Genomic DNA, 20064 nt, shown 5'->3' on the forward strand with positions numbered 1-20064 from the left:
CATGATACCGAACGAGCACCGCCCTGCCACCGTGTCGGCTCGGCGACAACTCAAGTTGATTCCTGAAGGGAGAGCTCGGATGAGCGCAAGTCACACGGAAGCGGGCAACGTCGATCCCGGCGAGATCGCCAAGTTCGAGGCCCTGGCCGAACGCTGGTGGGACCCGGAGAGCGAGTTCAAGCCGTTGCACGACATCAACCCGTTGCGTCTCGACTTCATCGATGCCCGCGCCGGGCTGGCCGGGCGGCGGGTGGTCGACGTGGGCTGCGGCGGCGGCCTGCTGGCCGAGGCCATGGCACAGCGTGGCGCCGTGGTCACCGGCATCGACCTGGGAGAGGCTCCCCTGGCGGTGGCGCGCCTGCACGCCACCGAGAGCGGCGTCGAGCTCGAGTACCGCCACGTGAGCGTCGAGGCGCTGGCCGCGGAGCAGCCCGACACCTTCGACGTCGTGACCTGCCTGGAAATGCTCGAACACGTGCCCGATCCGGCCGCAGTGGTGCATGCCTGCGCCCGGCTGGTCAAGCCCGACGGCCAGGTGTTCTTCTCGACGCTGAACCGCAACCCCAAGGCCTATGCCCTGGCGATTCTCGGCGCCGAATACCTGCTGCACATGCTGCCCCGCGGTACCCACGACTACGCGAAGTTCATTCGTCCCTCGGAGCTGGCCGCTTGGTGTCGCGAGGCGGGACTCGAGGTGCGCGAACAGAGCGGCCTGGTCTATAACCCCCTGACTCGCCGCTACCGCCTCTCCACCCGCGATGTCTCGGTCAATTACCTGATGCACTGTCGGCGGGAGGTCACGTGAAAGCTGCCGTCTCGCGACCGCATGCACTGCTCTTCGACCTGGACGGGACCCTGGTGGATACCGCGCCGGACCTGGCCAGGGCCACCAATGCCCTGCGCGCCCACCATGGGCTCGCACCGCTCGAGTACCCGGTGATCCGGGCCCAGGTCTCCAATGGCGGCAGCGCCCTGGTGACCCTGGCGCTGGGGCTGGCGAAGGAAGCTGCCGGCCACGACGAGGCCCGCGCCTTCCTGCTGGAGGCCTATGGCCGGGCCGTTGCCGAGGAGAGCCGGATCTTCCCCCCGCTCGAGCGCCTGCTGGCCGGCTGGGAAGCCCGGGCACGCCCCTGGGGCATCGTCACCAACAAGCCCCGCGGCTACGCCGCGCCACTGATCGCGGCACTCGGGCTGACGCCGGGGGTCCTGATCTGCGCCGACGACCTGCCGGTGAGAAAACCGTCGCCGGAGCCGCTGTGGGAAGCCGCCCGCCGATTGCAGACGGCGGCTGCCGACTGCTGGTACATCGGCGACCACCTGCGCGATATCGAGGCCGCGCGGGCTGCCGGCATGGCGGCGGTGGCAGTGGGGTATGGCTATATCGAGGAGCACGATGATTATCGCGCCTGGCCGGCCGACCAGTGGTTCGAGACCGGCGAGGCACTGGTAGCGGCACTGCTGGAACACTGAGGAGGCGCCCGGCCTGGCATCATGCGGTGAAGCATGGCCATTTTCAGTCTGGCAGAGGGGCGCCCACAGGGCGACACTGTGGTAGGTGGCCGCTGCTCCTGCGGCCACCGCGACCAGGCCCCTATCAGAGAACACGCCATGAGGAAGTGTTGCCCACACTGCCGCAGCTATGGTGTCGTCAAGCATCGGCGGCGCCTCTGGAAGCGTCTCGTCAGGCGCCCTCACACCTACGGCTGCATCGATTGCGGGGCCACCTTTCGCCATCATGACGCCCTCGTCACGGCGTCAGCCAAGGAGGCCATGCCTGCGCCCGGTGTCGTGCAGAGGGTGCGCCGGACTGCCATGAGTGTCGTCCGCTCGCGGTTCCTGGCCCATGGCCCGCAAGCGCGGGCGTGGCTGGGATCGCTGGGGCAACGGCTGTGGCGAGCACCGATCGATGTCTGGGTGATCAAGCAGATCGATGGCGACATCCTGCACCTGTGCGGCATCGGCACCCTGCAATCCGAACAGCGACGCCGGGGCATGATCGATGCCTTGAACCAGGGGAGCTACCATGGCGGTGTACGCCTCGGGCAGACCGGCATCGTCCTCAACAGTCGACTCTTCACGGCGCTGATTCCCCTCGAGGCACTCTGCATCGAGCATTCCACCTGCGCACGGTGGCAGGGGCGATCCTGGCAGGTCTCGCACGTGCCTCAACGCTGCTGGCAACACGAAGGCCGCCTGGTCGCTCACCTCGGCCCGATCGGCGATCGGGCCGGCCTGATCAGTAGCGAGGATGTCTCCACCATTCGCCGGGGCGTCGCTCCGGATGCCGTTCCAGCGGGCACCGTGGTCTTCGAGGTCGGGGCTGCTCGGGGAGACCCCTTGCCCAGCATGAGCGAGGTCCGCTCGCGCCGGCGCATCTAAGGATGGCACCTGGGCCGGCGGGTACGAAGCGACCGGGGCCCCTACGCCTCCCGAAGGGGCCCCATGACGCAGGGAGGAGTTCGAGCCACACTCCCCCTGACCACCGTTCAGGGCCGGGGGGGCTGGGCGTCGAACTTCTCGCCGTTGTGGCCGCGGCTCTCCGGCCCCATCAACCACAGGTAGGTGGGCATGATCTCCTCAGGGCTGCGCAGTGAGTTCGGGTCCTCGCCGGGGTAGGCGGTCTTGCGCATCTGGGTGCGAGTTGCCCCGGGGTTGAGGCTGTTGACGCGGAGGTTGCCCAGGTGCTCCACCTCGTCGGCCAGCACCTCGACGAACCCCTCGGTGGCGAACTTGGAGACCGCATAGGCGCCCCAGTAGGCCCGGCCGCGACGGCCGACGCTGGAGGAGGTGAAGATCACCGAGGCGTCCGCGGAGTTCTTGAGCAGTGGCAGCAGCGCCTGGGTCATCCAGATCGGGCCGTTGATGTTGACCTGCATCACCTGCTCCCAGAGCTCCGGATTGTACTGCTCGAAGGGCGTGATGCGCCCGAGCAGCCCGGCATTGTGGAGCAGACCATCCAGGCGGCCGAACTCCTTGTCCAGGGTCTCGGCCATGTCGTGGTAATCCTTGAGCGTGGCACCCTCGAAGTTCAGCGGGAAGATCGCCGGCTGCGGCCCTCCGGCGGCCTCGATCTCGTCGTACACCTTCTCAAGCTTGGCGATGGTGCGGCCGAGCAGGATCACCGTGGCCCCGTGACGGGCAAAGACGAGCGCCGCCGCCCGACCGATGCCGTCGCCGGCCCCGGTGACCAGGATGATGCGGTTGTCGAGCAGCCCGTCCGGTGCCTGGTAATCGATCTTGCTGGTCATCGATGCTCCTTGGTGGATCAGTTGCCGGACTGGCGCAGGAAGTCGTTGGCGAGCCCCGCCGCACTGCTCTCGGGATACGTCTCGCGGACCCGTTCGAGCAGTTCACGGCTCTCGTTGGGCTGCCCCTGACGCGCCTTGAGCAGGCCCTGCTTGTAGAGGGCATCGGGCACCTTGCTGCTCTGCGGGAACTGTTCGAGCACGGTCTGGAAGGCCCCTTCGGCCTCGTCCAGTGCGCCTTCCGCGGAGTACAGTTCGCCGAGCCAGTAGTAGGCGTTGGCCGTCAGGGTGTCGTCCGGGTGCGCGGCCACGAAACGATTGAAGGCAGCGATCGCCTCGCCGAACTCACGCGACTGGACCCTGGCGAAGGCGGCCTGGTAGGCCGCCTGTGCATCGGCGCTGGCACCGCTCGGCGACGGCGTCCGGGCGACCTCGCGTGCGGCCTGGTCGTCGACCTGGGCGGAGGCGTCGACGCCCACGCCTGTGCCGCCGGAGGCCAGACGCTCCTCGAGGTCCAGGTACTGTTCGCGACTCTGCCGACGCAGCTGGTCGAGCTGGTGGCGCAGTTCCTCGACCTGGCCGCGCAGTTGACGAAGCTCCTCGTCATGCTGCTGGACCTGGTTGAAGATCACCAGGCTGCCCCCCGCTTCCTCGCGGGTTTCCGCCTGTTGGTAGAAGGAGCGCGGCTGGCCGGTGAGATCCTCGACCACCGGCTGCTGCGCCATTGCTGGGAGCCATACGGACAGCGGGAGCACCAGGGCTCCCGCGCCGCACAGTCCTTTCAGACCGTGTTTCATGCGTGTCTCCATCGGCGCGGGTTGCGCTCGACTCAGTAGGCGAAGACGACCCGACGGTTCTGGGCGTAGGCCTCCTCGTTGTTACCGCGGGCGGCCGGGCGCTCCTCGCCGTAGCTCACCACCTCGACCTGGGAGGGAGACACGCCCTGAACGCTCATGAAGCGCTCGACGGCGCGGGCGCGACGCTCGCCCAGGCCCATGTTGTACTCGCGGGTCCCCCGTTCGTCGGTGTGCCCCTGCAGCACCACGCGGGCATTGCCGTTGGAGCGCAGGTAGCGCGCGTGAGCGGCGAGCACCGGCTCGAACTCGCTGCGAATGCGGTCGCTGTCGAATTCGAAGTAGATGGTGCGCTGCTCGGGAATGCGGCCATCGGCCTGCTGGCCGGCGCCATTCCCCAGGCCGCTGCCACTGACCTGACCGCTGCCGGCCACACCGCTGCCGGCGACACCCCCGTCACGCGAACCATCCATGGTCCCGTCCTGGGTGCCGCCACTGCTGGAACAACCGGCCACGAAGGCCAGGGACAGGGCGACCACCAGAGTCCTGGCGTAGGGCTTGAGTTGCATCGTCTTACTCCTTGCTGGTTACGAAAGACACCGTCGTTCGATCTGGTCAGTTCAGAAAGGGTGACCAGGCGGGTTCGCGCACGTCACCCTGCGCCGAGGGCAGCCGGAAAGAAGCGCGCCCGTCGGCCGATACCGCCCCCAACACCCCGCTGTTTCCCTGCTGGGTGGCGAAGATTACCATGGTCCCATTGGGCGCAACACTGGGAGATTCATCCCGGTTCGACTCGCTGATCACCACCAGCCGACCGCTGTCGAGATCCTGCCTGGCGACCTGGTAGCCGTTGTTGCTGCGGTGAATCAAAAAGATCGACTCGCCGTCCGGCGCGAAGCGTCCCCGGGCATTGTAGTTGCCGGTGAAGGTCAGGCGCTCCGGCTGTCCGCTGGCCAGGTCGTGGCGATAGATCTGGGGGCCGCCGCTCCGATCCGAGGTGAACAGCAGGCTGCGCCCGTCCGGCGCCCAGGAAGGTTCGGTGTCGATGCTGGAACTGTTGGTGATGCGCTCGAAATTGCGCGAGCCCACGTCCATCACGTAGATCTCCGGCTGGCCGTCCTTCGACAGCGACATCGCCAGCTTGCGACCATCCGGCGACCAGGCCGGGGCACCGTTGATGCCCTCGAAGGAGGTCGCGCGTATCCGCTGACCCGAGGCCAGGTCCTGGATGTAGATCGCCGGACGCTCGGTCTCGAAGGAGACATAGGCCAGCTTGCTCCCGTCTGGTGACCAGGCCGGCGAGAGGATCGGCTCGACCGAGGTGAGGACTTGCTGGCTGTTGCGGCCATCGGCATCGGCCACGTACAGGCCGAATTGCATGTCGTCGCCGACGCCCTGGGCGGTGACGTAGGCGATGCGGGTCGAGAAGGCTCCGCGGATACCGGTGATCGCCTCGAAGATCTGGTCGCTGATGTGATGGCTAGCCTTGCGCAGCTGGCCCTGGGTGGTGGTCACCACCTCGCCGAGCATGCGGCGTTCGCCGCTGATGTCCATCAGCTCGAACTGGATGCGGTAGCCGCTGCCCTCCTGGCTGACGCGCCCCACCACCAGGTAACGTACATCCAGGACACGCCAGTCGCGGTAGCGCACCTCGCTGCTCTCGGAGGGTTGCTCGATCATGGAGCGGCGCGGCAATGGGTCGAAGTAGCCGCTGCGCTCGAGGTTGTCGTGAATCACCTGGGCGACGTCCTCGGGCAGGTTCTCGTTGCCGGCGAAGGGCACCACGGCGACCGGGGTGGCCCGGTCGCTGCCACGCGTGATCTCGATGGTCAGGTTGGCCTGGGCATGGGCCAGGCTGCCGACCATCAGCAGCATGGCGGCCAACCAGGTGGTCATCAGGGCTTTCATCAGCGTACATCCCCCGGTCTGAATCGCAGATTGAATTGACGGTAATCTCGTTGTACCGCGGCTGGCAACTGGCGCAGCTCGGCGAACGGCGCGGCGGTCTCGACGGCCTGGATGGCCGAGCGATCGAAGGCGCTGTCGCCACTGCTTTGCGAGATCGTGGCCGCGAACAGTTCGCCCGACGGCCCGAGGCGCACCGCCACCTCGGCGGTCGCGCCCTGTGACACGTTGAGCGGGATCACCCAGGCCTGTTCCACTGCGCGGCGCACCACGTTGATGAAGCTGTTGGCCGCCTCCTGGCCCTGCTGGGCATTGGCCGCGGCCTCGCGCTCGCCCTCGATGGCCCGCTGCAGGGCGGCCTCGGCCTCTTCGGCGGCGCGTCGGGCAGCCTCCTCGGCTTCCCGCCGGCGCTGCTCCTCGGCCTGGCGCTGGCGCTCGGCCTCCTCCTCGCGGCGACGCTGTTCCTCGGCTTCCCGCTGCCGCTGCTCCTCGGCCTGGCGCTGGCGCTCGGCCTCCTCCTCGCGGCGACGCTGTTCCTCGGCTTCCCGCTGGCGCTGCTCCTCGGCCTGGCGCTGGCGCTCGGCCTCCTCCTCGCGGCGACGCTGCTCCTCGGCTTCCCGCTGGCGACGGGCTTCCTCTTCCTGCTGGCGTCGCTCCTCCTCCTGCTGCTCTCGCAGGCGTGCCTGTTGCTCGGCTTCCTCGGCGCGCCTCGCCGCTTCCTCCTCGGCGGCCTGGCGCGCTTCCTCGCGGGCCTGGGCCTCGGCCTCGTGTTGCTCCTGCTGCGCGGCCTGGCGAGCGGCTTCCTCGGCGGCCGCTTCTTCGGCCTGACGGGCGGCCTCCTCGGCCTGGCGCTGCTCCTCGGCCTCCCGGGCCTGGGCGCGGGCCCGTGCCTCTTCGGCCCGCTGCGCCTGATCGGTGGTGGTCTCGGTGCTGATGAGCGTGGCCTGCACGATGGAGGACGAGGTCGGCTCCGGGTCCCGGTCGGGCAGGCTGATCACGCTGAACACCACCACGGCAACGTGCAGGGCGATGGCGAGGATCGTCGGCAGACCATAGCCCACGCGCTGGTCGTGTCTGGCCATGTCGATTCCTCAACCCTCCCCGGGCGGCGGTTCCGAGATCAGCCCGACATTGCTGACGCCGGCGATCTGCAGGGTACTCATCAGGCTGACGACCTGGCCATAGGGCACGTTGCGATCGCCACGCACCATCACCGGGGTTCCCGGGCGCCGCTCGAGAATGATGATCACCCGGTCGGCGATGTCGTTCAGGCTGACCGGGGTCTGGTCGTCTCCCAGCGAGATGAAGTACTGCCCCTCGCGATCCACCGAGACGATGATCGGTTCGTTGTCCTCGACGTCTTCCATGGGCTCCGAGGTCACCTGGGGCAGGTCGACCTGGACCCCCTGGGTGAGCATCGGCGCGGTGATCATGAAGATCACCAGCAGCACCAGCATGACATCGATGAAGGGCACGACGTTGATCTCGCCCATGGGTTTACGACCGCCGCCGCGATTGAAAGGTCCGTGCATGGTGCGACTCCCTCAGGCGGTGGCGGGTTCGGTCCGGCCCTGCAGGTTGCGGTGCAGGATGGAATGGAACTCCTCGGCGAAGTCTTCGTACTTGCCCAGCAGCCGGCCGGATTCGGCGGAGAGCCGGTTGTAGAAGATCACCGCGGGGATGGCCGCGAACAGGCCCATGGCGGTGGCGATCAGGGCCTCGGCGATCCACGGCGCCACGGTGGCGAGCGTGGCCTGCTGGGCCATGGAGAGCGACTGGAAGGAGCCCATGATGCCCCAGACGGTGCCGAACAGCCCGATATAGGGACTGGCCGAGGCCACGGTGGCGAGGAACACCAGGTGCAGGTTGAGGCGCTCCTCCTCGCGGGACCAGGCGACACGCATGCTGCGCTGGACACCGTCGAGGATTGCCTGGGGACTGCGGGTCTTGGGCAACAGGCGATTGAATTCACGAAAGCCGGCACGAAAGACGTGCTCGGCGCCCTGGGTCTCCTGCTCCGCCGGGGTTTCGCGGTAGAGCTCGTTGAGGTCGACGCCGGACCAGAAGCGTTCCTCGAAGATCTGGTGGGATCGGCGGGCACGACGCATCACGAAGGTGCGTTGGAAGATCACCACCCAGGAAAGGATCGATCCCACCGTGAGCAGCAGCATCACCAGCTGCACCACGGTGCTGGCGCTCATGATCAGGTGGGGAATGGACATGGAGTCGTTCACGGGAATCCTCGTCAGACTGGCGGTTGAACGTCTTGCGATGGGGCAGAAGGTTGTCGAGCGAGTACCGCGGCCAGGGCCGGTGGCCAGGACACGGGCTTGAGACGATCGGCATCGATACAGGCGATGTCGACTCTCGCCTCGCATAAGGGTTCCCCGCGACGCGTCACTACCTGGCCGAACCGCAGCCGGCAGCGACCGTGCGACAGGATGTCGACCCCGACCTCGAGGCCGTCATCCAGGTGGGCGGGCTTGGCATAGCGACACTCCAGGCGGTGGACCACCAGCTGGACGCCGGCTTCCAGCAGCCCGCGCTGGGTGAAGCCCTGCGCCCTTAGCCACTCGCTGCGTGCCCGCTCCATGTACTTGAGGTAGTTGACGTAATAGACGATGCCACCGGCATCGGTATCCTCGATATAGACACGCACCGGCAGCCGGAAACCATTCACGGCCGCACCTCCCCCTGGGCATCCACGGCCTGCTCGGCGGGCACCAGGTCGAAGTGTTGCCAGGCCTGGCGGGTCACGACGCGCCCGCGGGCGGTGCGCATCATCAGCCCCTGCTGGATCAGGTAGGGCTCGATGACGTCCTCGATGGTATCACGCTCCTCGCCGATGGCGGCGGCGAGCGAGTCCACCCCCACCGGGCCACCGTCGAACTTCTCGATCATCGCCAGCAGCAGGCGACGGTCCATGTGATCGAGGCCGTGATGGTCCACATGGAGCATGTTCAGCGCCTGGTCGGCGATGACTGCATCGACGCGACCGCTGCCCCGCACCTCGGCATAATCGCGCACCCGGCGCAGCAGACGGTTGGCGATGCGCGGCGTGCCCCGTGAACGACGCGCGATCTCCAGGGCGCCGCCGCGGTCGGCCTCGACCCCGAGGAGCCGTGCCGAGCGGGCGACGATCTCGGTCAGTTCGTCGATGTCGTAGAATTCGAGGCGCTGGACGATACCGAAGCGGTCACGCAGCGGCGAAGTCAGCAGCCCCGCTCGGGTGGTCGCCCCGACCAGGGTGAAGCGCGGCAGGTCGAGCTTGATCGAGCGTGCCGCCGGCCCCTCACCGATCACGATGTCGAGCTGGAAGTCCTCCATGGCCGGATAGAGGATCTCCTCGACCACCGGCGAGAGGCGATGGATCTCGTCGATGAACAGCACGTCCCCGGGCTGCAGGTTGGTGAGCATGGCGGCGAGGTCGCCCGCCCGCTCCAGTACCGGCCCGGAGGTGGACTTGAGCCCCACCTCCATCTCTGCGGCGATGATGTTGGCCAGGGTGGTCTTGCCGAGCCCCGGGGGGCCGAACACCAGGGTATGGTCGAGGCTCTCGCTGCGGCCGCGGGCGGCGCTGATGAAGATGTCGAGCTGCTCGCGCACTCGCGGCTGGCCGATGTAGTCGGCCAGCCGCTTCGGGCGAATGGCGTGATCGATGCGTCCTTCCCCCTCGCGGGGATCGGCGGCGATCAGGCGATCATTCTCAAGCATGGGCGGCACCCGCGGTCGACAGGGAGACAGGCAGCGGCGACATCACGTTCACCCGGCCAGGCGCCGGCTCAGCGCCGCCTTGATCATCGCCTCGGTGGATGCCTCGCCCTCGAGCCCGGCGAGCATCCTCGCCGCCTCGGTGGGCTTGTAGCCCAGACTGACCAGCGCCGCCTCGGCATCCGCCAGCGGGTCCTGCCGGGCATCCGCCGCAGCGCCGCCGCCGATCGCCACGCCGAGCCCCGCCTCGACCGGCTCCCAATGGGGAAAGCGATCCCGCATCTCGATGATCAGGCGTTCGGCGGTCTTCTTGCCGACCCCGGGCAGGCGGGTCAAGGCCTTGGCATCGTCGTCCATCACGCAACGCATGAAGGCCGCCTCGTCCATGCCGGAGAGGATCGCCAGGGCCAGCTTGGGCCCGATGCCGTTGACCTTGATCAGGGCACGAAACAGCGCCCTCTCCTGCTCGCGGACGAAGCCGTAGAGCAGATGGGCGTCGTCCCGCACGCTGAGGTGGGTGTACAGGGAGATGGACTCCCCGGGCCCGGGGAGCGCCACCAGGGTGTTCATGGAGGCTTCCAGTTCATAGCCGACGCCGGCTACGTCCACCACCAGCCAGGGCGGCTGCTTCTCCAGCAGTGTGCCACGCAGGCGTCCGATCATGGGGCTGTCATATCCGTCGGCAATGGGTCCATCGAGACATGGCGTCCACTATACTGGTCATCCTGCCAGCTGACCAGTCCGTCATCAAACAGCGTTCGAGAATTTGTCGTCACGGGTGAAAGTCTCGCCAGCCGGTGCCGCGACGGCGCGCACGATGGCCACCGAAGCTGCCCTCGGTGAGCAGTCCCAGCCGGGCATGGGCATGGGTCAGGGCGATGGCCAGCGCATCGGCGGCGTCGGCCTGGGGCGAGCCATCGAGCCCCAGGATCGCCGCGACCATGTGCTGCACCTGGCCCTTGTCGGCGCGACCGCTGCCGGTCACCGCCTGCTTGATCTGGCGTGGCCCGTACTCGCTGACCGGCAGGCCATGGTTGGCGGCACAGACGATGGCCGTGCCCCGCGCCTGGCCGAGCTTGAGCGCCGAATCGGCATTCTTCGACATGAACACCTGCTCGATGGCGAACTCCCCGGGGCGGTGCACGGCGATCAGTTCACCGATGCCCGCATAGACCTGAGCCAGGCGCTGGGCCAGGTCGTCGGCCCGGGTGCGGATACAGCCGCTGGCGACATAGGACGGCGTCGCGGTCGAAACGTCGAGCACTCCGTAGCCGGTGATCCGCGAGCCGGGGTCGATGCCGAGGATCAGCATCGGGCTCGACCGGGCAAGGGGATCGAGGATGCCCCGGGCGCCGCCTTGCGATGCTTGATATTGGCCCAATGGCTATGGCCGGCCATGACATCCTCCTGATCGGCTGGATTCCAGACGACACCGGCGCCCTGGGGCGCCGGTGCCATGCTGCCGGGGTCGGGAATCGCCCTATTCGCCGGCGCCTTCCGCCTTGGCCTTCTGGCGCAGGCGGATGCTGAGTTCACGTAGCTGCTCGCCGCTCACCTCGCCCGGGGCATCGGTCATCAGGCACGCCGCGCTCTGGGTCTTGGGGAAGGCGATCACCTCGCGGATGGTGCGGGCACCGGCCATCAGCATGACCAGGCGGTCCAGGCCGAAGGCCAGGCCACCGTGGGGCGGCGCGCCGTACTGCAGGGCGTCGAGCAGGAAGCCGAACTTCTCGCGGGCCTCCTGTTCGTCGATGCCCAGTACCTCGAGCACCGCCTGTTGCATGGCCGGGTCGTGGATACGGATCGAGCCGCCGCCCAGCTCGGTGCCGTTGAGCACCATGTCGTAGGCCCGTGACAGCGCCGCGATCGGCTTGGCCTTGAGCGTCGCCACATCGCAGGAGGGGGCGGTGAAGGGGTGATGCAGGGCTTGCATCCGCGCGCTGCCATCCTCTTCGAACATCGGGAAGTCGACCACCCACAGCGGCGCCCACGCCTGAGTGTAGAGGTCGAGGTCCTCGCCCAGCTTGACCCGCAGGGCACCGATTGCCTCGTTGACGATGCGTGCCTGGTCGGCACCGAAGAAGATGATATCGCCGTCCTCCGCGCCGAGGCGGTCGAGCAGTTCCTCGACCACCTCCTCCATGAACTTGACGATGGGCGACTGCAGGCCCTCGAGGCCGCGGGCACGCTCGTTGACCTTGATCCAGGCCAGCCCCTTGGCACCGTAGATGCCGACGAACCTGGTGTATTCGTCGATCTCCTTGCGCGACAGCCTGGCACCACCCGGCACCCGGAGTGCGGCGACGCGGCCGTCGTCGGCCTTGGCTGGGCCGGAGAAGACCTTGAAGTCGACCCGCTGCATCAGGTCGTCGACGTCGGTGAGTTCGAGCGGGATGCGCAGGTCCGGCTTGTCGGAACCGTAGCGGCTCATCGCCTCGCCGTAGGGCATGCGCGGGAAGTCGGGCAGTTCGACCGCGAGCACGTCCCGGAACAGCTGGCGAACCATCGACTCGGTGATGGCCATGATATCGTCTTCGTCGACGAACGAGGCCTCGATGTCGATCTGGGTGAATTCCGGCTGACGATCGGCACGCAGGTCCTCGTCGCGGAAGCAGCGGGCGATCTGGTAGTAGCGGTCGAGCCCCGACACCATCAGCAACTGCTTGAACAGCTGGGGCGACTGCGGCAGGGCAAAGAAGTTGCCGGGATGCGTACGGCTCGGCACCAGGTAGTCACGCGCCCCTTCCGGGGTGGCACGGGTCAGGATCGGGGTCTCGATGTCGAGGAAGCCCTGCCCCTCGAGGAAGGTACGTACGCTGTGGGTGATCCGTGAGCGCAGGCGCAGCTTCTCGATCATCTCCGGGCGGCGCAGATCGATGTAGCGGTGCTTGAGGCGCACCTCCTCGCCCACCTTGCCGTGTTCGTCGAGCTGGAACGGTGGGGTGACCGCGGTGTTGAGGACGTCCACCTCCTTGGCCAGCACCTCGATCATGCCGGTGGGCATGTTGGGATTCTGGGTACCTTCCGGGCGCAGCCGTACACGGCCCTGGATGCGCAGCACGAACTCGCTGCGAGCGCGGTCGGCAGTGGCGAAGGCCTCGGCGGTATCGGGGTCGACCACGACCTGGGCGATGCCGTCGCGATCGCGCATGTCGAGGAAGATCACGCCCCCGTGGTCACGGCGGCGGTGCACCCAGCCGCACAGGGTGACCGTCTGATCCACCAGGCTCTCGTTCAGCTGGCCGCAATAATGGCTGCGCATGTCATATCCTGTTCTGTTGCGTTGTGTAGAAACGGAAAACGGGGCGATGGGCGGCCCTCAGGCCGCCGCGCCATCCTTCTTCGTGGCCGGCGCCTTGCCGTCGCCGCTGCCGGCCGCGTCGCCGACGAGGTTCTTCTTGCTGCCGGACTTGAAATCGGTCTCGTACCAGCCGCCGCCGGCCAGCCGGAAGCCCGCCGCCGAGACCAGGCGGGAGAGCTCACCGGCCTCGCAGGCGGGGCAGTCGGTCAGGGGGGCGGCGCTGAGCTTCTGGAGCTTTTCCAGACGATGGCCGCAGGCCTTGCACTCGTATTCGTAGATGGGCATGGTTTGATCACTCCGGAGACGACATTACCCAGATCAGGACGAAGCCGGGCACCGGGCCCGGCGAGAGACGAATATGTGGCCGGCCCGCGGGTAATCCAAGCCTGCCCGGAAGCTCGACATTATAGCGTGCTCACCACCCGTGCGGGCAAGGCATCCGCGTCCCGCTCACTGGAAGGAAACCGCATGAAAGCCGTGATTCTCGATGCCGCCAGCCTCGGCCCCGATATCGACCTCACCCCGATCCGCGAGCGCGTCGCGTCGCTCGAGGTGTACCCGCAGAGCACCACCGCCCAGAGCGCCGAGCGATTGGCCGGGGCCCAGGTCGCCATCGTCAACAAGGTGGTGCTCGACGGGCCGACCCTGGAGGCGCTGCCCGAGCTCAAGCTGATCTGCGTGCTGGCCACCGGCACCAACAACATCGACATGGCCGCCGCCGCACGGCTCGGGATCGCGGTGCGCAACGTCACCGCCTACGGGACCGCCAGCGTCGCCCAGCATACCCTGATGCTCATGCTGGCCCTGGCCAATCGCCTGCCGCTCTACCAGCGCGACGTGGCCGCTGGCCGCTGGGGCGAGAGCGCCTTCTTTTGCCTGATGGATCACGGCACCCTGCAACTCGAGGGCAAGCACCTGGTGGTGGTCGGCCAGGGTGCGCTGGGCTCGAAGGTGGCGCAGCTTGCCGAGGCCTTCGGCATGCGCGTGAGCTTCGCTGCCCGGCCCGGCAACGAGGCGAACGACGATCGACCCGACCTGGCCGAGCTGGCGTCCGAGGCCGACGTCATCAGCCTGCACTGCCCCCTCACCGATGCCACCCGACACCTGGTCGATGCCGGCCTGCTGGCCACCATGAAACCCGGCGCCCTGCTGGTGAACTGTGCCCGCGGCGGCATCATCGACGAGGAAGCGGCTCTGAAATCCCTGCGCGACGGGCGCCTGGGCGGGCTCGGCGTCGACGTGCTGCCGGTGGAGCCGCCCCGCGATGGCCATGCACTGCTCGATGCCCTCGCCGAGCCGCTCAACCTGATCGTCACGCCCCACAACGCCTGGATCACCCCCGAGGCCCGACAACGGGTGGTGGCCCTGACCGTCGAGAACCTGCGTGCCTGGCAGACCCACTGATCGAGGAAAGCGGCCATGCCCCACCGCGGTATCCACAGCGATGTTCATGACTGTGTTCATCACCATGTTCACAACTACGGCTCGATCAACCTCGACCACTTCTACCGGGTGCCCCATCTGGTCAAGCCCGGCGAGACCCTGGCCAGCCACGACTACCGGGTCGGGCTCGGTGGCAAGGGAGCCAATCAGTCGTTGGCCATGGCCCGCGCCGGCGGCCGGGTCGGCCACTGGGGGCGCCTGGGGCGCCAGGACGCCTGGGCCCGTGACACCCTGGCCCGAGCCGGCGTCGACATCTCCCGTGTCGAGCTGGTGGACGAACCCAGTGGGCACGCCGTCATCCAGGTCGACGATCGGGGGGAGAACGCCATCATCCTCTTCCCCGGGGCCAATCACGGCTTCGGCCCGACACAGCTCGGGGCCCTGATCGAGGCTACCCGGCCCGGCGACTGGCTGTTGCTGCAGAACGAATGCAACGCCCTGGCCGAGGCCATCGGCCGGGCCGCCGACCATGGCTTGCACGTCGCCTTCAACCCGGCGCCGATGACCCGGGACGTGCTGACGCTTCCCCTGGCGGCGTGTCGCCTGCTGTTCGTCAACCGCGTCGAGGCGGCCGGGCTGACAGGGGTCGACGAGACGGCCGTCGCCGAGACCCTGCTCGACGCCCTGGCGGCGAAGCTGCCGGGCTGCGAGACGGTGCTGACCCTGGGCGGAGAAGGCGCCTGGTACCAGCACAGCGGCGAGCGCGTACATCAGCCGGCGTTGGCCGTGAGGGCGGTGGATACCACCGCCGCGGGAGACACCTTCATCGGCTATTTCATGGCCGCGTTGCAGGAAGCGCGGCCGGTCACCGAGTGCCTGTGGCGTGCCGCCACCGCGGCGGCGCTGGGCGTGCAGCGCCCGGGCGCCGCCGAGAGCATCCCCGAGCGCGATGAGGTCGAACGCGCCCTGGGCCACGCCCCCGCCGCCCCCTGATCCCTTTCATCGCACGAGGAGATACCGCCGTGCCGCACCCGATCATCTTCGACACCGACCCGGGCGTCGACGACGCCCAGGCCATCGCCATCGCCCTGTGCCATCCCGACATCGAGTTGCTGGGCATGACCACGACCTACGGCAACGTGGATGTGGAGACCGCCACCCACAACGCCCTGCTGCTCGCCGAACTGGCGGGACAGGAGATTCCTGTCGCCCAGGGAGCCGCCGCCCCGATGGTCAAGCTACGCCATCCGGCGCCGGCACATATCCACGGCGCCAATGGCCTGGGCAACATCGAGCTGCCCCCAGTGAAGGGCCAGCCCGATCCACGCAGCGCCGCTCGCTTCATCGTCGACACGGTGAACGCCAGGCCCGGGGAAGTCACATTGGTGGCGGTGGGGCCGGTGGGCAACCTGGCGGCGGCGCTGCAGCTCGACCCGGCGATCGTCGACAAGGTCAGGCAAGTGGTGATCATGGGGGGCTCGATCCGTGAGGGGGGCAACGTCACCCCGGTGGCCGAGGCCAACATCTTCAACGACCCCGATGCCGCCGCCCGGGTACTCACCGCCGGCTGGCCGCTGACCCTGGTGGGGCTCGACGTCACCCATCGCTGCGTGCTCACCCCGGCGCACATGGCGCGCATCGAGGCCGGCCAGGCGGCACTCGGCCAGGTCCTGGCGGGCAGCTACGCCTTCTATCGTGATTTCTACTACGAGTTTCTCGGCATCGACGGCTGCTGCCCGCACGACAGCTGTGCCCTGGCCTGGTTGCTGCGCCCGGAGTTGTTCATCACCGCCCGCGGCCACCTAACGGTGGCGACCGCGGGCGACGCCGAGGGGCAGACGATCTTCGCCCCCGAGGGGCGCGCCTTCATTGAGGCGCGCTGGTCGCGCACGCCGCTGGTGGATGTCTGCCTGGGCGTCGACGGTGCGGCCGTCAGCGAGTGGATCGCCGACACCCTGGCCTGACCCGGAGGGTCGCTACAAGGTGCTGAAGGTGTCGGGGTCGTGTGCCTCGACCACCTCGAGTTCCACATGGGTGACCCGGGCGTTGGGCGGTCCCTTCCACAGCCACTCACTCAGCGTCTTGATCGCCTCCCGATCGCCGCACATCAGGATCTCCACGCGCCCGTCGGGCAGGTTCCTGGCATGACCGGTCACGCCATGCCGCAGGGCCTGCTCCTGGGCCGCCCGGCGATACCAGACCCCCTGTACCTTGCCCACCACCAGGGCCTTGACGCAGCACTTGTCCATGGCCATCTCCTCCCCGCTTCGGTTCACCCTCGCCTCTCTTTCTACCAGCCTCGACCGGTAGTGGGCCAGTGGTTCGTCCGGGCTTCCCGCCGACTCAGCGATGCTCTAGGCTAATGACCAGACTCGGGGAATTCGCGGCCACAAGCCGCTGCCCCGGGTGACGCCCTACCCGGGCAACACAACCACAACGTTCATCCTCACGAGGGAGTGACCCATCATGCCGGTCTTCGAGCACCCCGACTTCGACCACCACCAGCAGGTCGTCTTCGGCAGCGACGAGGCGAGCGGCCTGCGCGCCATCATCGCCATCCACGACACCTACCGCGGCCCCGCCCTCGGCGGCCTGCGCATCTATCCCTATGCCAGCGAGGCCGAGGCCATCACCGACGTGCTGCGCCTCTCCCGCGGCATGAGCTACAAGTCGGCGCTGGCCGACCTGCCCCTGGGCGGCGGCAAGGCGGTGATCATCGCCGACCCGCGCACCGACAAGACTCCCGAGCTGCTGCGCGCCATGGGCCGCCTCGTCGACTCCCTGGGCGGTGCCTACATCACCGCCGAGGATTCCGGCTCCAGCGAGGCGGACATGCGGGTCATCGCCGAGACCACCCGCCATGTCACCGGCCTGGGGCGCGAAGACGGCGAATCGGGCGATCCCTCTCCCTTCACCGCCTGGGGCGTGTTCTGTGCCCTGAAGAGCGCCGTGCGCCACGGCCTCGGGCGGCGTGACCTCGAGGGCCTGCGGGTCGCCATCCAGGGGGTCGGGCACGTGGGCGAACACCTGGCCCGCCACCTGCACGCCGCCGGTGCCCGCCTGGTGCTCACCGACGTCGATCGCGAGGCCTTGACCCATCTCGGCGAGGAGCTGGGCGCCGAGCTCACGGCCCCGGAGTCGATCTTCGACGCCGAGGTCGACGTGATGGCGCCCTGCGCCCTCGGCGCGGCGCTGACGCCGGAGGTGGTCGAGCGACTCCAGGCGAAGGTGGTATGCGGGGCGGCCAACAACCAGCTGGCCAGCCCCGAGATCGCCGAGCGGCTGATGGCACGCGGCATTCTCTATACCCCGGACTATGTGGCCAATGCCGGCGGGGTGATCGAGATCGCCTGGCGGCGCCGCAGCGACTATCGGCGCGAGGCGGCAATGGCCCGCATCGAGGGCATCGGCACCACCCTGGACGAGATCTTCGCCCGGGCCACCCGTGAGCGGCGCAGTCCCGCCCGGGTCGCCGACGATCTGGCCCGGGAACGCTTCGGCCGTGGCTGATTCCGGACCACGGCAGGTCGGCCTCGTGCCGGCCTGCCTCGTGCCCCTTCAGCCGTCGAGCAGCTCGCGCCTTACCACCACTGCGGTATTGCGCGGCACCAGCGGGCGCCCGCGTGCCAGCAGGTGGCAGCGGGTGAAAGCCGCACCAAACAGCAGGATCAACGAACTGTAGTAGACCCACAGCAGGATCATCACCACCGAGCCGGCGGCACCGTAGGTGGACGCCGTGGCGGTGTGCGCCAGGTAGACGGCGATCGCCCAGCGGCCGATGGCGAACAGCACCGCGGTGACCACGGCGCCGACCAGCACATCGTGCCAGCGCAGCACCACGTCGGGCAGCACCTTGAAGATGGTCGCGAAGAGCGCGGCGATCACCGCCAGCGAGATCAGGAACTCCGCCCCGGTGGTCAACAGCTCCACGAAGGGCAGCAGGTCGTCGGCATGCTGCAGCATGGCGCGCAGCATCACGCCGAAGACCAGCGACACCAGCAGGATGAAGCCGATCGACAGCACCACGGTCAGCGACAGTACCCGGTTCTTGAGGAAGACCAGCAGGCTGTTGCTGCTGGGGCGGGCGGTGACGCCCCAGATGGTATTGAGCGAGAACTGCATCTGGGCAAACACCGTGGTGGCCCCGATCAGCAGGGCACCGACGCCGAGCAGGGTCGGCAGCAGCCCCGATTCCTCGAGGCGCGACTGGGCCACGGCCTGTTCGATGGCCTGCGCCGCCTCCGCCCCCATGGTCTCCTGCAGCTGCGCGACGATCTGCCCCTGGGCGGCCTCCTCGCCGAGCACCACGCCGATCACCGTCACGGCGATGATCATCGTGGGGGCCAACGAGAAGAGCGTGTAGAAGGCCAGCGAACCGGCATAACTGAAGGCATTGCGCTCCAGCCAGAGCCGGATGGCCCCCTGCACGACATTCCACCAGAAGCGTCCCGCGTCCTTGATGCCGACTAGCTTGATCACGTCGGCCTCCTTGCGTCTCCGTCCAGTCTTTCAGCATACGCGAATGAAAGCGGGTTCGCCGCGACGACTGCGAGGGGCACGTCATTGCACCGTCCGCCCCGGCTGACCATAATGGGCGGCGCACTCCCAGCCTGCCAGGAACGCCCATGACCGCCCGTCCGGACACCGAATTGCCCGCCTGCGACTTCGACTGTCTGGTCTTCATCGGACGCTTCCAGCCCCCTCACCTGGGGCACCTGGCGGTGATCCACGAGGCACTCAAGCGCGCCCGTCAAGTGATCGTGCTGGCGGGGTCCGCCTGGCAGGCCCGCTCGCTGCGCAATCCCTGGCGTTTCGACGAACGCCAGCGCATGCTGCGCAGCGCCTTCGACGAGGAGGAGAATGCCCGGCTCGAGATCGTGCCGCTGCTGGATGCGCTCTACAACAACGACGTCTGGGTGCGCGACGTGCAGCGCAAGGTGCGCGACATCGCCAGCCACGACCAGGCGCGCCTGCCGCGTATCGGTCTGATCGGCGCCAGTCGCGGCCAGTCCAGCTATTATCTTTCGCTGTTTCCCCAGTGGGAATCGGTGAGCGTCCCCCTGGTCGAGGGCATCTCGGCGAGCCAGATCCGCGAGCGCCTGTTCCGCTCGGCCTCCTCCGCCGAGGACTACCTGAGTACCGGCGCCGCCCACGACCTGCCCCCGGGAGTGCTCGACGAGGTACGCGGCTTCTGCACGGGCGACAGCTATCGCCAGCTGATCGAGGAGCAGCGGCTGCTCGACCAGTATCGGTCCGCCTGGGCCCAGGCCCCCTATCCCCCCATCTTCGTCACGGTCAACGCGGTGGTGGTGCAATCCGGCCACGTGCTGCTGGTGCGGCGCACCGCCGCCCCCGGCAAGGGGCTCTTCGCCCTGCCGGGAGGGTTCATCAACCCCCATGAGCGACTGCTGGAGGCCTGCCTGCGCGAACTGCGCGAACGGGTGCGTCTCAAGGTACCGGAACCGGTGCTCAAGGGCTCCCTGCGCGGCCAGCGGCTGTTCGACGAACCCCACCGGAGCTGGCGAGGGCGCACCCTCGCCGAAGCCTTCTACTTCGCCCTGCGCCCCGAGCAGCAGTTGCCCCAGCTCAAGCCGGTCCAGGGCGGCGATCATGCCCGCTGGGTCGCCCTGGCCGATCTCGAGCCGGAGAGCCTGTTCGAGGACCATTTCTTCATCATCCAGGACTTCCTCGGCCTGCCGGCGGACCTCGGCGGTGCCTGAAGGAG

23 protein-coding genes are annotated in these 20064 nt (G+C 68.2%); 8 read left to right on the top strand and 15 right to left on the bottom strand.

Annotated elements, in window-relative coordinates; genetic code table 11:
* Positions 1-79 precede the first annotated feature (79 nt).
* The 3 genes from ubiG to AC5W54_RS04410 all read left to right on the top strand — a co-directional run bounded on the left by ubiG (position 80) and on the right by AC5W54_RS04410 (position 2379).
* On the top strand, positions 80-805 hold the full coding sequence (gene ubiG, locus AC5W54_RS04400; RefSeq protein ID WP_495960853.1) for a bifunctional 2-polyprenyl-6-hydroxyphenol methylase/3-demethylubiquinol 3-O-methyltransferase UbiG: 726 nt from the start codon (positions 80-82) through the stop codon (positions 803-805).
* Positions 802-1470 (top strand): HAD-IA family hydrolase, encoded by a 669-nt coding sequence (locus AC5W54_RS04405; protein WP_495960854.1) that lies wholly within the window; start codon positions 802-804, stop codon positions 1468-1470. Before ubiG ends, AC5W54_RS04405 begins: the two co-directional genes overlap by 4 nt.
* A 342-nt stretch (positions 1471-1812) precedes the next feature.
* Positions 1813-2379 (top strand): hypothetical protein, encoded by a 567-nt coding sequence (locus AC5W54_RS04410; RefSeq protein WP_495960855.1) that lies wholly within the window; start codon positions 1813-1815, stop codon positions 2377-2379.
* A 107-nt stretch (positions 2380-2486) separates the two neighbouring features.
* Here the strand turns inward: AC5W54_RS04410 and AC5W54_RS04415 are convergent, their stop codons facing one another.
* The 13 genes from AC5W54_RS04415 to AC5W54_RS04475 all read right to left on the bottom strand — a co-directional run bounded on the left by AC5W54_RS04415 (position 2487) and on the right by AC5W54_RS04475 (position 13241).
* Entirely contained in the window at positions 2487-3248 is a 762-nt protein-coding gene (locus AC5W54_RS04415) for a YciK family oxidoreductase (protein ID WP_495960856.1), read from the bottom strand.
* Positions 3249-3265: 17 nt separating this feature from the next.
* Positions 3266-4042 (bottom strand): tol-pal system protein YbgF, encoded by a 777-nt coding sequence (gene ybgF, locus AC5W54_RS04420; protein WP_495960857.1) that lies wholly within the window; start codon positions 4040-4042, stop codon positions 3266-3268.
* A 32-nt stretch (positions 4043-4074) separates the two neighbouring features.
* The gene (pal, locus tag AC5W54_RS04425; RefSeq protein WP_495960858.1) at positions 4075-4608 is read right to left on the bottom strand and encodes a peptidoglycan-associated lipoprotein Pal; all 534 of its coding nucleotides are present in this window, start codon (positions 4606-4608) and stop codon (positions 4075-4077) included.
* 46 nt (positions 4609-4654) lie between these two features.
* Entirely contained in the window at positions 4655-5947 is a 1293-nt protein-coding gene (tolB, locus tag AC5W54_RS04430) for a Tol-Pal system beta propeller repeat protein TolB (protein ID WP_495960859.1), read from the bottom strand.
* Positions 5947-7026, bottom strand: a complete 1080-nt coding sequence (tolA, locus tag AC5W54_RS04435) for a cell envelope integrity protein TolA (protein ID WP_495960860.1) — start codon at positions 7024-7026, stop codon at positions 5947-5949. Before tolA ends, tolB begins: the two co-directional genes overlap by 1 nt.
* A 9-nt stretch (positions 7027-7035) precedes the next feature.
* Positions 7036-7476, bottom strand: a complete 441-nt coding sequence (tolR, locus tag AC5W54_RS04440; protein ID WP_495960861.1) for a protein TolR — start codon at positions 7474-7476, stop codon at positions 7036-7038.
* 12 nt (positions 7477-7488) lie between these two features.
* The gene (gene tolQ, locus AC5W54_RS04445) at positions 7489-8166 is read right to left on the bottom strand and encodes a protein TolQ (RefSeq protein ID WP_495960942.1); all 678 of its coding nucleotides are present in this window, start codon (positions 8164-8166) and stop codon (positions 7489-7491) included.
* A 23-nt stretch (positions 8167-8189) separates the two neighbouring features.
* Positions 8190-8624: a tol-pal system-associated acyl-CoA thioesterase gene (ybgC, locus tag AC5W54_RS04450; RefSeq protein ID WP_495960862.1), complete on the bottom strand. Its 435-nt coding sequence runs from the start codon at positions 8622-8624 to the stop codon at positions 8190-8192.
* Entirely contained in the window at positions 8621-9658 is a 1038-nt protein-coding gene (gene ruvB / locus AC5W54_RS04455) for a Holliday junction branch migration DNA helicase RuvB (protein WP_495960863.1), read from the bottom strand. Before ruvB ends, ybgC begins: the two co-directional genes overlap by 4 nt.
* Positions 9659-9706: 48 nt before the next feature.
* Positions 9707-10318, bottom strand: coding sequence for a Holliday junction branch migration protein RuvA (gene ruvA / locus AC5W54_RS04460; RefSeq protein ID WP_495960864.1), 612 nt, complete (start codon positions 10316-10318; stop codon positions 9707-9709).
* A 109-nt stretch (positions 10319-10427) separates the two neighbouring features.
* Positions 10428-10967, bottom strand: coding sequence for a crossover junction endodeoxyribonuclease RuvC (gene ruvC / locus AC5W54_RS04465; RefSeq protein ID WP_495960865.1), 540 nt, complete (start codon positions 10965-10967; stop codon positions 10428-10430).
* Positions 10968-11135: 168 nt separating this feature from the next.
* A complete protein-coding gene (gene aspS, locus AC5W54_RS04470) occupies positions 11136-12917 on the bottom strand; it encodes an aspartate--tRNA ligase (protein WP_495960866.1) in 1782 nt (593 codons plus the stop codon).
* Positions 12918-12974: 57 nt separating this feature from the next.
* Positions 12975-13241, bottom strand: coding sequence for an FmdB family zinc ribbon protein (locus AC5W54_RS04475; RefSeq protein WP_495960867.1), 267 nt, complete (start codon positions 13239-13241; stop codon positions 12975-12977).
* 183 nt (positions 13242-13424) lie between these two features.
* On the opposite strand from AC5W54_RS04475, the gene AC5W54_RS04480 reads away from it, so the two are divergent.
* From AC5W54_RS04480 to AC5W54_RS04490, 3 genes are read left to right on the top strand one after another with little or no spacing between them, the layout of a single operon-like run.
* On the top strand, positions 13425-14360 hold the full coding sequence (locus AC5W54_RS04480) for a D-2-hydroxyacid dehydrogenase (protein WP_495960868.1): 936 nt from the start codon (positions 13425-13427) through the stop codon (positions 14358-14360).
* Positions 14361-14375: 15 nt separating this feature from the next.
* The gene (locus AC5W54_RS04485; protein ID WP_495960869.1) at positions 14376-15332 is read left to right on the top strand and encodes a ribokinase; all 957 of its coding nucleotides are present in this window, start codon (positions 14376-14378) and stop codon (positions 15330-15332) included.
* Positions 15333-15361: 29 nt separating this feature from the next.
* Positions 15362-16303: a nucleoside hydrolase gene (locus tag AC5W54_RS04490; RefSeq protein ID WP_495960870.1), complete on the top strand. Its 942-nt coding sequence runs from the start codon at positions 15362-15364 to the stop codon at positions 16301-16303.
* A gap of 12 nt (positions 16304-16315) precedes the next feature.
* On the opposite strand, the gene AC5W54_RS04495 is transcribed toward AC5W54_RS04490, so the two are convergent.
* A complete protein-coding gene (locus AC5W54_RS04495) occupies positions 16316-16588 on the bottom strand; it encodes an acylphosphatase (protein ID WP_495960871.1) in 273 nt (90 codons plus the stop codon).
* Positions 16589-16805: 217 nt separating this feature from the next.
* Between AC5W54_RS04495 and AC5W54_RS04500 the strand changes: the two genes are divergently transcribed.
* Entirely contained in the window at positions 16806-17849 is a 1044-nt protein-coding gene (locus AC5W54_RS04500; RefSeq protein ID WP_495960872.1) for a Glu/Leu/Phe/Val family dehydrogenase, read from the top strand.
* Positions 17850-17897: 48 nt separating this feature from the next.
* Here the strand turns inward: AC5W54_RS04500 and AC5W54_RS04505 are convergent, their stop codons facing one another.
* The gene (locus tag AC5W54_RS04505; RefSeq protein ID WP_495960873.1) at positions 17898-18818 is read right to left on the bottom strand and encodes a YihY/virulence factor BrkB family protein; all 921 of its coding nucleotides are present in this window, start codon (positions 18816-18818) and stop codon (positions 17898-17900) included.
* A 146-nt stretch (positions 18819-18964) separates the two neighbouring features.
* On the opposite strand from AC5W54_RS04505, the gene AC5W54_RS04510 reads away from it, so the two are divergent.
* Positions 18965-20059, top strand: coding sequence for a bifunctional nicotinamide-nucleotide adenylyltransferase/Nudix hydroxylase (locus AC5W54_RS04510; protein WP_495960874.1), 1095 nt, complete (start codon positions 18965-18967; stop codon positions 20057-20059).
* The last annotated feature ends 5 nt before the right edge of the window (positions 20060-20064 follow it).

This window comes from Halomonas sp. LMYGS-3 (assembly GCF_059509875.1).